We start from the raw sequence: 13,854 nt of genomic DNA on the forward strand, positions 1-13,854 counted from the left end.
TCGCGCGGCCGACACGAGGGCGGCAGGCGGCGCAAATGCCATGCCACGCGACATCTTTACAGCCGGGTCGCGATTCGGACGGGCCTCCCGGCATGCTAGCAGGCGTCGCTCGTATCGGGTGCGATGGTTTCATGACGGATCGATGAATGCTTCGACCCTATCGTGGGGCGATTGCCGACGCGGCGCGACGCGTTACCGGCCATCGACGGCGCGGTTCGCGAGATGGTCGACCATCCGCTGGGCGGCGGGCTGCAGCGTATCGAAGCGCTGGAAACACACGATGAAGCGACGCTTCGCCCATGCGTCGGTGAGCGGAATGATGTGCACGCCGAGCGACTGCCGGTAAGCCGCCGCGACTTCGACGGGAATGACGCTGATGCCCAGGCCGGCGGCCACCACGCGAAACGCCGCGTCGAAACTCGACACGATCACGCGATACGACACGGTCCGCCCGCGGTCCGCGGCGGCCCGCTTGAGCATCGTATGAACGGCGGTGGCCGGCGGCAGGCCGACGTGCTCGAACTCGAGCGTGTCGTCGAAGCCGATCGACTGACGGCCGGCGAGCGGATGGTCGGGATGCACGGCGAGCGCCAGCTGGTCGTGGCGATAGGACCGCGCCTGCAGCCCCTGCAGGTCGACGTTGTCCCAGCACACGCCGAGCGCGGAAGCCCCTTCGCGCACCTGCCGGACCAGATCGCGCGACAGCCGCTCTTCCACGTCGACCTTGATGTTCCGGTTGGCGGGATCGCGCATGAACGACGCGATGTCGTCCAGCAAGACTTCCGCGATTGCCGATGCCGACGCGCAGATGCTCACGCGCCCCTGCAGCCCGTCGCCGATCGCGGTGACGTCGGCCGCGATCCGCTCCATCGTGAACAGCATGCTGCGCGCATGCTCGAGCAGCGCGATGCCGGCCGGCGTGGGCGCGACGCCGCGTCGTGACCGCGTGAGCGCAGGCACGCCGAGATCGCTTTCGAGCTGCGCAATGCGCTTGCTGATCGCCGAAGGCTCGATGTGCGCTTCCTGCGCGGCACGCGCGATATTGCCGTGATCGCACACCGCCACGAACAGCCGCAGTGTCTTGAGGTCGATGTCGCGCATCGGTGCAGTCTCCGCGTGTCGGAACGTTCCGGGCCGGAAGCGTTCGGCTCGATTCCGCCGTTTCCGGGTTTTCCGGGAATGCCAGAAATTACCACGGCGACGGCGCCGCGTCGCTCCGTTCGGATTGCTTTCGAAATGCCTTCACGGCGCCACGTGGAGGGATTCCATTTCGGAACGGTTGCGGTTCCAAACCGGTGCTTTACGTTTTTTCGGGAAGCTCTAAAGTGGGGCTATCGCCGGCGTGTGACGACCGGCCACCGATTGCGGAGACAGCCCACGCCATGCCTTCTTTTCCCACCCCCGTCGTGATTCGCGAGGTCGGATTGCGCGACGGCCTGCAAAGCATCCAGGCCGTTCTGCCGACTGCGCGCAAGCTCGAATGGATCGCCGGCGCCTACGCGGCCGGCCAGCGCGAGATCGAAGTCGGCTCGTTCGTGCCGGCGCGCCTTCTGCCGCAACTGGCCGATACCGCCGAACTCGTTGCGTACGCGAAAACGCTGCCGGGCCTCGCCGTATCGGTGCTGGTGCCGAACCTGAAAGGCGCGCAGCGCGCGCTCGAAACCGGCGCCGACTTGCTGCTCGTGCCGTTGTCCGCGAGCCGCGAACACAGCCTCGCGAACCTGCGCAAGACGCCCGATGAAGTCGTCGCCGAGGTCGCGCGCATCCGCGCCGAGCGCGATGCCGCCGGGTCCGCGACGCTGATCGAAGGCGGCATCGGCACGGCATTCGGCTGCACGATCCAGGGGCGCGTCGAACCGGACGAAGTCCTGCGCTGCATGCAGGCGTTGCTCGATGCGGGTGCGGATCGCGTCAGCATCGCCGATACGGTCGGCTACGCGGGGCCGGCCGCCGTGCGCGCGCTGTTCGAGCGGGCGCGTCGCGTCGCCGGCGATCGCTTCTTTTGCGGTCACTTTCACGATACGCGCGGCCTTGCGCTCGCCAACGTCTATGCCGCGCTCGAAACCGGCGTCGCGCGTTTCGACGCGACGCTCGCCGGCATCGGCGGATGCCCGCACGCGCCGGGCGCAAGCGGCAATGCGTCGAGCGAAGACCTGGCGTTCATGCTCGCCGACATGGGCATCGACACCGGCATCGACCTGCCGGCGCTGCTGGCGTTGCGCGCCAAGGTCGCGCGCTGGCTCGGCGGCGAATCGCTGCACGGCGCGCTGTGGCGGGCCGGCCTGCCGAAAACCCATCGCGCGTCGATCGCGCTCACTGCCTGAGGACCTCATGGAAACCAACGCAAGACTTCCGCTCGACGGCGTGCGCGTGATCGAGTTCACGCACATGGTCATGGGGCCGACGTGCGGGATGATCCTCGCGGATCTCGGCGCGGAGGTCATCAAGATCGAGCCGCCCGGCGGCGACAAGACCCGCAAGCTGCCGGGCCTCGGCATCGGCTTCTTCCGCACCTTCAACCGCAACAAGAAGAGCGTCGTCCTCGACATCAACACGCCGGAAGGCAAGGACGCCGCGGTCGAACTGATCGGCACCTGCGACGTGATGCTCGAGAATTTTCGTCCGGGCCTGATGACGAAACTTGGTCTGGACTACGACACGCTGTCGAAGGCGTTCCCGCGGCTCGTCTATGTGTCGCACAAGGGCTTCCTGCCCGGGCCGTACGAGAAGCGGCTCGCGCTCGACGAAGTCGTGCAGATGATGGGCGGGCTGTCGTACATGACGGGGCCGGTGGGCCGGCCGTTGCGCGCGGGAACGTCGGTCAACGACATCATGGGCGGCATGTTCGGGGCGATCGGCGTGCTCGCCGCGCTGCGCGAACGGGATGTCACCGGGCGCGGCCAGGAAGTGCAAAGCGCGCTCTTCGAGAACTGCGTGTTCCTCTGCGCGCAGCACATGCAGCAATATGCGATGACGCATGAAGCGCCGCCGCCGATGCCGGCACGCGTGTCCGCATGGAGCGTGTACGACGTGTTCACGCTTGCCGACGACGAGCAACTGTTCATCGGCGCCGTCAGCGACAAGCAGTTCGTCACGCTGTGCGACGTGCTCGGCCGGCCGGATCTGCCCGCCGAACCGCGCTTTGCCAGCAACGCGTTGCGGGTGGCGGCCAGGCCGGCGTTGCTCGACGTTCTTGGCGACATCCTGAAGCGGCACCGGGTCGACGAACTGACGCCGAAGCTCGAAGCCGCAGGCATTCCATATGCGCCGATCGTGCGACCGGAGCAATTGCTCGACGATCCGCATCTGAAGGCCAGCGGGGGCCTCGTGCCGATGGAAGCCGACGACGGCACGACGACCGACGTCGTGCTGCTGCCGCTGACGATGGGCGGCCGCCGGCCGGGCGTCCGGCAGGCGCTGGCCCGGGTCGGCGAACACACGCACGAGATTCTTTCGCGGCTGACCGGCCGCGCGGCCGCATGACCTGCTACCGCCTCGGCAGCGATCCGGTCCGTCGAGGTGCAGCAGCACAAAACCGTTGAGAACCACGCGCCGCGCATGACGTGCGCGGCGCGCAACACCGGCAGACGGACCACGATCGAACAACAAGGCCGTCGACATTCGCCGTATCAGGAGACAGACATGCAGCCCACCGTCACCGCGGATTCCCGTCCGCATGATTCGCCCTTCATCGATGTCGACGTCATGCCGGGCGCCGCGATCGCCGCGCGCATGGATCGCCTGCCGATCACCCGCCATTTGTGGATGCTGGTGCTGCTGATTTCACTCGGCGGCTTTTTCGAAGTCTACGACCTGATCTTCACCGGCTATATCGCGCCGGGCATGGCGAAGAGCGGCGTGCTGCAAACCACCACGCACGCATTTTTCGGCTTCACCGGGATCGCCGGCTTCATCGCCGCGACGTTTGCCGGCCTGTTCGTCGGTACGTTCGGGCTGGGCTGGATGCCCGATCGCTACGGCCGGCGCGCGGTGTTCACGGTGTCGCTGCTCTGGTATTCGATCGGCTCGGTGATCATGGCATTCCAGACGACGGCAGAGGGCATGATCCTCTGGCGCTTCATCACCGGGATCGGCGTCGGGGTCGAGATCATCACGATCGACAGCTACGTGACGGAACTCGTCCCGCAGCAGATGCGTGGCCGCGCGATGGCGTTCAACCAGAGCGTGATGTTCGCGGCGGCGCCGGTCGCCGCGATCCTGTCGTACTGGCTCGTGCCGACCACGGTGTTCGGTATCGACGGATGGCGCATCGTGGTGCTCGCAGGCGCGCTCGGCGCGTTGCTGGTGTGGTTCATCCGGCGCGGTGTGCCGGAGAGTCCGCGGTGGCTCGCGATGCACGGACAGGTCGACAGGAGCGACGCGATCGTGCGGCACATCGAGGCGATCGTCGAACGTCAGTCGGGGCAGCCGCTGCCGGCGCCGTCGCCGTTCGTCGAACAGCCGCGGCATCGCCGTGCATCGCTCGCGCAATTGTGGCAGCCGCCGTATCGTTCGCGCCTCGTGATGCTGATCGTCTTCAACTTCTGCCAGGCGATCGGCTATTACGGTTTTGCGAACTGGGTGCCGACGCTGTTGATCAGCCAGGGCATCACGGTCACGAAAAGCCTGCTCTATTCGTTCATCATCGCGTTCGCATTGCCGGTCGGGCCGCTGCTGGCGATGGCCGTCGCCGACCGGATCCAGCGCAAATACCTGATCGTCGGCGGCGCGCTGGTCGTGATCGTATGCGGGACGGCGTTCGCGCAGGTCAGGGCCGTGGTGCCGCTCATCGTGCTCGGCGTGTTGATCAGCTTCGCCGGCCAGATCATCTCGGTCTGCTACCACGCTTACCAGGCAGAGTTGTTCCCGACGGCCGTGCGGTGCCGCGCCAATGGGATCGTGTACTCGGCCAGCCGGGTCGGCGCGATGATGTCGGGTTTTTCGATCGCGTTCCTGCTCCGGGATTTCGGATTGCCCGGGGTATTTGCCGGCATCACGGCGTGCATGCTGGCGGTCGCGGTATCGATCGGGTTCTTCGGGCCGAAGACCAACGGGCTGCGCCTCGAGGAGCTGAACCGTTGACGGACCGTTGCAGCGGGCGACGACACGCGGGCGAGCGCTCCGTGCTCGTCGCTGGCGCCGATCCGGCCACGTCTCGCTCAATACGCTGAACGTCGCGCCAGGCCGGGAAGCCCGCGCGCGCCACCGTGAAACTTTACCGATACGTCCACACCCGATGCATCACGAACATCGTCGGCGGGATCAGCAGCGCGATCGCGACGATGGCCCAGCCGCGCGGCACGTCGAGCAGTTCGGCGGCGCGTGCGAGCAGCATCGTTTCGGCGAAGCCGGCCAGCGCGACCGTCAGATAGCGCACCAGATTGCGCGAATGCACCGTCGACGAGAAGCTCCACAGCGTGTTCGCGAGATACGAGAACGCGGTCGCGCACACGAATGCGACGGCGTTCGCGAACACCTGCGTCGCATCGAACAGCGCATACATCGCGGATGCGACCAGCACGTGCAGCGCGGTCGAGCCGAGTCCGGACACGCCGAAGCGCGCAAGCCGCACGCGCTCGGCGCAAAGCAGTTCGAACATCGCGCTCTTCGCCTGTCAGCGTGCGCCGACCCGCACGCGGGCCGGCTGGACGCGGCGGCGTGCGGCCGTGCGCCGCGCATCGCGCGCGACCGGCAGCTCGATCACCTTGGCGTGCGCGTCGTAGCGGCGGCGAATCAGATAGATGGGGCGTTGCTTCGACTCGTCGTAGATGCGTCCGATGTACTCGCCGACCACGCCGATGCCGACGAGCTCGATCCCGCCGATGAACAGCGTGACCGACAGCAGCGACGCATAGCCGAGCACCGGGTTGCCGAACAGCAGCGTACGGCCCACGATGAACGCGCCGTACAGGAATGCGAGCGCGGCGATGCTCAGGCCGATATAGGTCCAGCTGCGCAGCGGCACGGTGCTGAAGCTGGTGATCCCCTCGAGCGCGAAGTTCCACAGCTTCCATCCGGAGAACTTAGAGTGCCCGGCGCTGCGCGCTTCGCGCTGGTACTCGATGATCACGGTCCGGTAGCCGACCCACGCGAACAGCCCCTTCATGAAGCGATGCCGCTCCGGCAGGCTGCGCAGCGCGTTCACGACCTTGCGATCCATCAGCCGGAAGTCGCCGACGTTCTCCGGCAGCTTCACGTCCGACAGCAGGTTGTGGACGCGGTAGTAGATCGAGGCGGCGGTGCGCTTCGCGAACGAATCGCATGCGCGGTTGCTGCGCTTCGCGGCGACGACTTCCACCCCGTCGCGCCAGTGCTCGAGCATCACCGGAATCAGGCTCGGCGGATCCTGCAGGTCGGCGTCGAGCGGGATCACGGCGTCGCCGGCGGCTTCGTCGAGGCCGGCCGTCAGCGCCGCTTCCTTGCCGAAGTTGCGCGTGAGATCGATGACGCGCACGCGGCGGTCGCTCATGCTGATCCGGATCAGGCGGTCGAGCGTGTCGTCGCGGCTGCCGTCGTTGACGCAGACGATCTCGAAGCGGATCGCGTCGAGGCCGGCCATCAACGGAATCACGACGTCGAAGAAGCGTTCGACGGCTTCGCCTTCGTTGTAGAACGGCACGACCAGTGAGACGAGCGGCGTGTAGAGTGATTCGCGCATGATGGTTCCCCTGTAATCGCGTGTCAGCGGCCGATGCCGACGGTCGGGCGGCCGGTGCGGCGCAATCCGTGCGCCGGGCGGTGATGTGAGCGCAACGGATGCGTGAAGCCGGTCTCGGTCGAGTTGTCGCGTGCGTCGGGCATCGACGGCACGTCGTGCCTTTCCCGTGCGATCCGGCTGACGAGCAGCGCCAGCGACGCCAGCGTGACGAGCGGCATGAACTGGAACGACAGGTGCGGTACCAGCACGAGGCCGGCGAGCGGCATCACCCACAGCAGCAGCAGCCATTCGCGATCGAAGCGCCGCCAGCCGTGCGTCCACGCATAGCGTGCGTACCAGGCGATCACGAGCCCGTACCAGGTCAGATCGTAGTCGTACAGATAAGGGCTGACGATCAGGCATGCGCAGGCGAGGGTCGCCGCGCGCAGTGCGTACGAACACGCGCCGCGCCACGCGTACACGACGGCGATCGCGGCGGTCGCGGCCGACAGCAGCTGCAGCGCGCGCGCGACGGTGGCGGGCCAGCCGGCCATCGTGGCGAGCGCGAACACGGTCGGCATGCGCGCGAGCCTGGCGTGGCCCGCGCCGACGATCTGGTACGCATCGTTGATCCCGTGCACGAACGCGACCCACGAACCGGTCCCGAACGCGAGCGTCGACAGTGCGACGCCGCCGGCGATGGTCGCGGCCCACGCGGCCAATGCGCGCCATTGGCCGGCGCACAGCAGCGCGAGCGGGAACAGGATTGCCATCTGCGGCTTCATCGTCAGCAACCCGAAGCAGATGCCGGCGATCACGGGGCGGCGGTTCAGCGTGAGCAGCCCGACGCCGGCGAGCGTCGCGGTGAAGAGGCTCGTCTGCCCGACGATCACCGTGAGGAACGCGCCGGGGAACGCGAGCGCGCAGAGCAGCGCCGCCTCGCGCTGCACGGTGGCGCGGATCGTCACCGCGAACAGCACGCAGGTCACGCCGAGCCACAACACCAGCGCGAGCAGGTACGGCATCCAGCCGAGCGGCAGCACGAGCAGCAGCATGGTCGGCGGATAGAGCCACGGCAGCGAGCCATTCGCCGCGCTGATCGTCGGGATCGCGAGTTTCTCGATCGCGAAGAGCGACGGGAAATGCCATGCGTCGATCGCGTGTCCGAGCACGGCGAGCCGCGCGGCGCTCCAGATCGGCGCGAGATCCTGCGCGAGCGGTTCGGGTACGGACGTATGCGACCCATGCACGCGTGCGACGTAGAGGCAGATGAACAGTAACTCGGTGAGCAGTACCGCTGCCGCATAGAGGCGCACCCGATCACGATTGAGCCAATGCGGGAAACGGCGCGGCCCGGCGATCGGCAGCTCGGGATGGGCGTCGAACGAAGAACCGACGTGCAGGAGGGAGAGCGGCGATTTCATTGTGCGCTCCGCGGTGCAAGGCTTGCGCGACGCACGACGACGAACAGGACGGCGAGCAGCACGATCGGGCCGATCTGCGGCAGCTTCGTGATCCGGTTGAACACCTCGAATATCGGCAGCAGCCACGCGAGCACGATCACGATCTGATCTCCCGGCAGCCAGCCGTCTTCCAGGCCGTGAGCAATCACGCAGAACACCGCGATGCCGAGCCACGCCAGTTCGTAATGCCACAGATAGGGTGTCGTCAACAGCGTGGCGACCGCCAGCGCCGCACCGCACAGCCGCATGTCGGCCGTGCGGCGCCACACATGGACGGCGGCTGCGATGGCGAGCAGTCCGACGGCGGCTTGCGCGGCGAGCGCGATCGGAATCGATGCACCGGCGAGCCGCAGCGCCGCGAACGTCGTCGGTGAAACGAACCAGTAGGCAGGCAGGGTGAAATGCATGCCGCGCACGATCGACATCGCCTGAGCCAGGCCGGTCAGCGAGCTGGTGCCGGTCAGCGCAATGCCGGCCACCACGAACAGCGTGGTCGTGAGCGCCGCCGCCGCGAAGGTGCGCCATGCACGCGCCGCGATCAGCACGAACGGAAACACCATCGCCATCTGCGGCTTGATGGCAAGCAGCCCGATCAGCACGCCGGCGACGATCGGGCGCCGGCCGAGGAAATGCAGCGCGAACGCGGCGATGCCGGCGGTCAGGATGCTGTTCTGTCCGTACAGGATCGACGCGAACACGCCGGAATAGGCGAGCACGACGAGCGCGGCGGCGTGCGGAACGGGCAGGGACGCACGCAGGCCCGACAGTCGCAGGACAGCGTACGCATAGCATAAAAGACTGCCCGCAAAAAAGAGGAAATACGCGGGCAGGAAAGGCACGAGGGCAATCGGCGCGACGAACAGCAGCATCGTCGGCGGATAGAGCCAGGGCAGCGATTGGTGACCCAGATAGGCCCCGAACTGCGCTACCTCGGCATGGGAGAAGAAGACCGGATCGTAGATCGCGGCGGCATGGCCTTGCAGCACGAGTTGCGAGGCGGTCCAGAAGACGGAGAAGTCGACGCCCGGCCGGGCGGTGGTCTGCGACGTGAAGGTATTCGTGACGGCGCCCCAGGTGATCAGGAATCCAACACAAAGCATCAGCATGATGCAGCTGTACGGAATGATCCGGTCCGCTGTCAGCCATTGAGCACAGCGTTTGGCGCGATAGCGCACTCCACGATTGGCTGTGTACATGATGCCCCGTCTGCAGTGAAGGCCGCCTGGTGTGCCGCAGCCTTTTTGTGTTGTCGTGTATCCGGAGAGAATCGCGTTCAATGGCGCTGTCCGGTGAATGCATTGTTGGAGAAAAAATCGCGTGACGCAAACGGCGGGCTGAATCGTGAAATATCGATTTGGCGGCGACACGGCTGAAAACCGGGTTTTTACGTCTGAAAACCCCGCGCCGGCGCAAATGATGTTTCTCGCTTGAAACATTCCGGGTTTTTCGCCGGTCCGGCACGTCTCGGAACCGGCGTCGGGGGACCCGCGTCGCGGATTCGGGAAAATCCCGAGAAAATTTTTTGGTGCCTTGCACAGCGCGGCGGCGCTCACGCCGGCACGCCACGGCGGCCGGCACGCGCATATCAAATCTGAAACATTTCCCGCATCGAGCCCAAGCCCGGCCGATGGGCTAACGGCCCGAACCCTTGCTGCGCCTGGCTTTCTTTCCGGCTGGCCTGCTCTTTGCGTCAAGGTCCGCACGACAGTCGACGATGTGACGAATGACCGGTTCAAGCAACGGACTCACCCGACCGGACTGAATCACCTGCGGAAAGCAACGGATCGAGGGCGCGTCGGGGAATACGCCGCCCAGGCCTTGAAACCGCTGGAAACGTCGATCGAGCGAATAGGCGACGGCATTGTCCGCGCAACAAGAATCACATGACAGCATTGGGGAATAAAAATGAAAGACCGAAGCACGCCGCGGCTTGCATGCCGCGCAGAAGATCTGCCGCAGCATCGACGCGCTTGCGTCGCCCGTTCAATTCGAATCCATGCGCCGGACGGCAGTCGTTCCGTTCCGCTCGATCGTCGCGTCTCGCCGATCGAATCGCGCATGCGCATCGCCCGCTCCAGCTCACCGACATACGCTCGCCCGGACAGTCTCGACAACTGCCGCGCCTGTCGCTGAGCGCAGCATCCGAATCGCTTTGTTGTGCCGGTGGTACCCGTTCCCTGCGTCGATCCCCGACAACGGGATTTTCATAGTAATGCGAAAGGAGAATAGCCATGTTCAAGTTCATCCAGAAGGTCCGCGGTTTCGTCCAAGACGAACAAGGTGTGACGGCCATCGAATACGGCCTGATTGCCGCACTGATCGCAGTCGGACTCATTGCAGCACTGACGGCGGTCGGAACGGATCTCAAGACCGTGTTCAACACGATCGCAGACGATCTCAACGCGGCCATCTGAATGGCGGGGCGGCGAACGGCGGGTCCGGCCCGTTCGTCGCCATCCCGTCACGCGTGCAGGGCCGGACGCAACACCAACAGATGTCGGATGCAACGAACGGCGGATGGCTCGGCCGGTGCAGTGCTCGAGCCGACCCCGCTCTTTTGGTCAAACCGATTCGGAGGACGCCATGCGGGTCAGGGTGCATGCAGGTGCGATATCGCGATGGATCGACGACGAGCAGGGGGTGACGTCGATCGAATATGCGCTGCTTGCGGCGGTGTTCGCCACCATCGTGCTGGGAAGCGTGGTCACGCTGAAAGGCTCGCTTGAAGATATGTACAACATGATCGCGTCGGTCGTGACCGCGGCGATCGAAACCGCACTGGGTCAGTGATTCCGGCCATTACGTCCAATCGAGGTCCGCCATGTTGCTGCCTGCCGCGCTGCCTTACCCGGTTCCGTTGTGCGTGACGCTGCTCGCGATCGTCGCGGCCAGCACCGACATCACGAGCCGACGCATCCCGAACCGGCTCGTCGCGCTCGGTCTGGCCGGTGCGCTGGTCGCACAGTGCGCGCTGCACGGCATCCCGGCAGGTGCGCTTGCGTGGCTGGCGGGCGCGGCGACCGGCTTCGGCCTGCTGCTGCCGTTCTATCTGCTGCGCGGAATGGCTGCAGGCGACGTGAAGCTGATGCTCGCGATCGGCGCATGGGTCGGCGCACAGATGACGTTCTACATCGTGCTGGCCACCTTTCTGGTCGGCGGGATCGGCGCGATCGGCTTTGCGCTGCTGCGCGGACGCATGCGCCAGATGTGCGCAAACGTCTGGGCGCTGATCGCGCACCGCTCGACCGGCGCGTATGCAGGGGCAACCGACGGCCCCGTGGAAGTCGCGTCGGTTGGCGCGTTGCCGTATGGCGTGGCGATTGCCGCCGGCACGCTGGGCATGCTGTTCGTTTCGTCTGTATAGAGCGTGACGAACCCGCAACGAGGATGAAACGCACATGAACACGATCCCCACCGAACCGAAACGCGACGCGCAGGTTGCACACCTGCCGTATCCGCCGCCGTCGCGGGAGGTGCATGCGAAACCGGGCGCGCTGCTGCCGCCGGCGCCGCGCTCGCTCGAGGAAACCGGCTTGAGCCAGGCGTTCGTCGCAGGGCTCGTGCTGAAGTCGACGCTGGTGCTCGGTCGCCCGTCGTACGGCGTCCTGATCGAGCGCCACTGCCTGCCGCTCGCGGTGCTCGACGACGTCTTCGCGTTCCTGGTGCGCGAGCATCTGGTCGAACTGACCCATCGCGGCAAGACGGACCTCGACGTGACGTTCCGCCTGACCGACGCGGGCCGCGTGCTCGCGCTCGAAGAGCGTGCGCGCAGCAGTTACAGCGGCCCCGCGCCGGTGACGCTCGACGCGTATCTCGACTGCGTGTCCGCCCATTCGGTGCGCAAGCTGCGGGTGTCCCAGAACGACGTGTGGGCCGTATTCGAAGGCGTCGTCATGGACACGGCGGTGCTCGATTCGGCCGCCGCCGCGCTCAACGCCGGCCGTCCGCTGCTGATCCACGGCCCCGCCGGCAGCGGCAAGACCTACCTCGCGGAGCGGCTCGGCGCGCTGATGGGCGGCCACGTGCCGGTGCCGCACGCCATTTACGCCGCCGACGAAGTGATCCAGATCTACGACCCGATCGTGCACGTCGACGCGCCATCGCAAGCCGACGGCCAATCGGCCGATCGCCGCTGGCGCCTGTGCGAGCGGCCGGTCGTGATGTCCGGCGGCGAGCTGACGCTCGACGAGCTCGACCTGCGCCGCGACGAAGGGGCAGGCTTCTACCAGGCGCCGCCGCACATGAAGGCGAACATGGGCATGTACATCGTCGACGATCTCGGCCGCCAGCGCGTCGAGCCGCGCGACCTGCTCAACCGCTGGCTGCGCCCGCTCGACCGCGGCGTCGATTTCCTGACGCTCGAGTCCGGCAATCGTCTGGTGCTGCCGTTCGATGTGTGGCCGGTGTTCTCGAGCAACCTGGCGCCGGAGCAGTTCGCCGACGACGCGTTCCTGCGCCGGCTCGGCTCCAAGCTTCACGTCGGTGCGATGTCGATCGACCACTACCGCACGGTGTTCGATGCCGCATGCGTGTCGCTCGGGCTGGTGCCGGCACAGGACGCATTCGACTATCTGCTGTACCGGCTGCACCTGCCGAGCGGCAAGGCCTATCTCGCATGCTTCCCGATGGATCTGCTGCGCCTCGTCGCCGCCGGCGCGCGGTATCGCGGCGATCCGCCCGAAGTGACGCACGACGCGCTGTACGACGCATGGGCCAGCTATTTCGGCACGGCGCCCGAGCGCGACGGCGGGCATCCGCCGCCTGTCGACCGTGGCGGGCGCACGTACATCACCGGTTGAGCCGTTTCTTTCACGATTCGTTGAGGAGCATTGCCATGAAAAACAGTCGAGCGCTCATGATGCTGATCATCGCGATGGTCGCGGGGCTAGCCGCGGTCGTGTTCGCGTCCCGCTGGCTGATGAATACCTCCAGCAGCTCGGTCACGTCGGTCGCGGTGGCGACCACCGACCTGAACCTGGGCGAGCCGCTCGGGCCGAACCAGATCCACATGGTGAGCTGGCCGTCGGGCAGCGTGCCGACCGGCGCGTTCGCCGACACGAAGGAGCTCGAAGGGCGCGTCGTGCGCACGAGCCTCGCCCGCGGCGAGCCGGTGATCGAGTCGAAGCTCGCGCCGGTGGGCACCAAGGGCGGGCTGTCCGCGGTAATTGCCGACGGCAGCCGAGCGATCACCGTGCGCGTGAACGACGTGGTCGGCGTGGCGGGCTTCGCGCTGCCGGGCAACTACGTCGACGTGATCGTCAACACGCAGGAACAGCAGGGCAAGACCGACGGGCAGAGCATCTCGAAGATCGTGCTCGAGCACATCCTCGTGCTCGCCGTCGCGCAGCAGGTCAGCCGCGACGACACCGCACCGAAGGTCGTCAACGCGGTGACGCTCGAAGTCACGCCCGATCAGGCCGAACGCCTCGATCTCGCGCGCAGCGTCGGCACGCTGTCGCTCGTGCTGCGCAACCAGGTCGACCAGAAGACGCTGACCACCGACGGCGCAACCAAGCTGACGTTGCTCGGCAAGGCTCCGGTACCCGACGCGACGCCCGCACCGGCACCCGCGCACGTACGGACCGTGCGCGTGCATGTCGCCTCGCACGCCGCACCGGAAGCGCGCCGCGATTGCGTCGGTGTGCTGACGGGCGTGCACGGCAGCATCGAATGTTTCTGAACACGCAAACACATCCAGATAACCAGATTAACCAGATCGGCCGCCGTCAAGGCACGGCGGCCTTGCAAGGCGAA

Annotated in this window: 13 protein-coding genes; 8 read left to right on the forward strand and 5 right to left on the reverse strand. The window is 66.5% G+C overall.

Translation table 11 applies throughout. The annotated features are described in order from the left end of the window. Window positions 1–192 precede the first annotated feature (192 nt). Entirely contained in the window at window positions 193–1,101 is a 909-nt protein-coding gene (locus tag SB786_RS20830) for a LysR family transcriptional regulator (RefSeq protein ID WP_410729125.1), read from the reverse strand. Window positions 1,102–1,382: 281 nt separating this feature from the next. Here SB786_RS20830 and SB786_RS20835 point away from each other — a divergent pair, with 281 nt between their 5' ends. The 3 genes from SB786_RS20835 to SB786_RS20845 all read left to right on the forward strand — a co-directional run bounded on the left by SB786_RS20835 (window position 1,383) and on the right by SB786_RS20845 (window position 5,082). Next, a complete protein-coding gene (locus SB786_RS20835; protein ID WP_410729126.1) occupies window positions 1,383–2,324 on the forward strand; it encodes a hydroxymethylglutaryl-CoA lyase in 942 nt (313 codons plus the stop codon). Between the two features lie 7 nt (window positions 2,325–2,331). Next, window positions 2,332–3,483 (forward strand): CaiB/BaiF CoA transferase family protein, encoded by a 1,152-nt coding sequence (locus tag SB786_RS20840; RefSeq protein WP_410729127.1) that lies wholly within the window; start codon window positions 2,332–2,334, stop codon window positions 3,481–3,483. Window positions 3,484–3,642: 159 nt separating this feature from the next. Beyond that, on the forward strand, window positions 3,643–5,082 hold the full coding sequence (locus SB786_RS20845) for an MFS transporter (RefSeq protein ID WP_410729128.1): 1,440 nt from the start codon (window positions 3,643–3,645) through the stop codon (window positions 5,080–5,082). A 133-nt stretch (window positions 5,083–5,215) separates the two neighbouring features. Here the strand turns inward: SB786_RS20845 and SB786_RS20850 are convergent, their stop codons facing one another. From SB786_RS20850 to SB786_RS20865, 4 genes are read right to left on the reverse strand one after another with little or no spacing between them, the layout of a single operon-like run. After that, window positions 5,216–5,599: a GtrA family protein gene (locus tag SB786_RS20850; protein ID WP_410729129.1), complete on the reverse strand. Its 384-nt coding sequence runs from the start codon at window positions 5,597–5,599 to the stop codon at window positions 5,216–5,218. A 15-nt stretch (window positions 5,600–5,614) separates the two neighbouring features. Then, a complete protein-coding gene (locus SB786_RS20855) occupies window positions 5,615–6,658 on the reverse strand; it encodes a glycosyltransferase family 2 protein (protein ID WP_410729130.1) in 1,044 nt (347 codons plus the stop codon). Between the two features lie 23 nt (window positions 6,659–6,681). Beyond that, a complete protein-coding gene (locus tag SB786_RS20860; RefSeq protein WP_410729132.1) occupies window positions 6,682–8,061 on the reverse strand; it encodes a glycosyltransferase family 87 protein in 1,380 nt (459 codons plus the stop codon). Beyond that, a complete protein-coding gene (locus tag SB786_RS20865) occupies window positions 8,058–9,296 on the reverse strand; it encodes a glycosyltransferase family 87 protein (RefSeq protein WP_410729163.1) in 1,239 nt (412 codons plus the stop codon). The genes SB786_RS20860 and SB786_RS20865 overlap by 4 nt, the downstream gene beginning before the upstream one ends. A 1,035-nt stretch (window positions 9,297–10,331) precedes the next feature. Between SB786_RS20865 and SB786_RS20870 the strand changes: the two genes are divergently transcribed. From SB786_RS20870 to cpaB, 5 genes are all read left to right on the forward strand, one after another. Further along, window positions 10,332–10,514, forward strand: a complete 183-nt coding sequence (locus tag SB786_RS20870) for a Flp family type IVb pilin (RefSeq protein WP_410729133.1) — start codon at window positions 10,332–10,334, stop codon at window positions 10,512–10,514. Window positions 10,515–10,683: 169 nt separating this feature from the next. After that, a complete protein-coding gene (locus SB786_RS20875) occupies window positions 10,684–10,890 on the forward strand; it encodes a Flp family type IVb pilin (protein ID WP_410729164.1) in 207 nt (68 codons plus the stop codon). Between the two features lie 34 nt (window positions 10,891–10,924). After that, window positions 10,925–11,464: a prepilin peptidase gene (locus SB786_RS20880; protein WP_410729165.1), complete on the forward strand. Its 540-nt coding sequence runs from the start codon at window positions 10,925–10,927 to the stop codon at window positions 11,462–11,464. 34 nt (window positions 11,465–11,498) lie between these two features. Next, window positions 11,499–12,899, forward strand: a complete 1,401-nt coding sequence (locus SB786_RS20885) for an ATP-binding protein (protein ID WP_410729134.1) — start codon at window positions 11,499–11,501, stop codon at window positions 12,897–12,899. Between the two features lie 35 nt (window positions 12,900–12,934). Further along, entirely contained in the window at window positions 12,935–13,780 is an 846-nt protein-coding gene (gene cpaB / locus SB786_RS20890; protein ID WP_175756902.1) for a Flp pilus assembly protein CpaB, read from the forward strand. Window positions 13,781–13,854: the final 74 nt, after the last annotated feature.

The organism is Burkholderia sp. SIMBA_062, assembly GCF_046534765.1.
GTDB lineage: Bacteria > Pseudomonadota > Gammaproteobacteria > Burkholderiales > Burkholderiaceae > Burkholderia > Burkholderia ambifaria.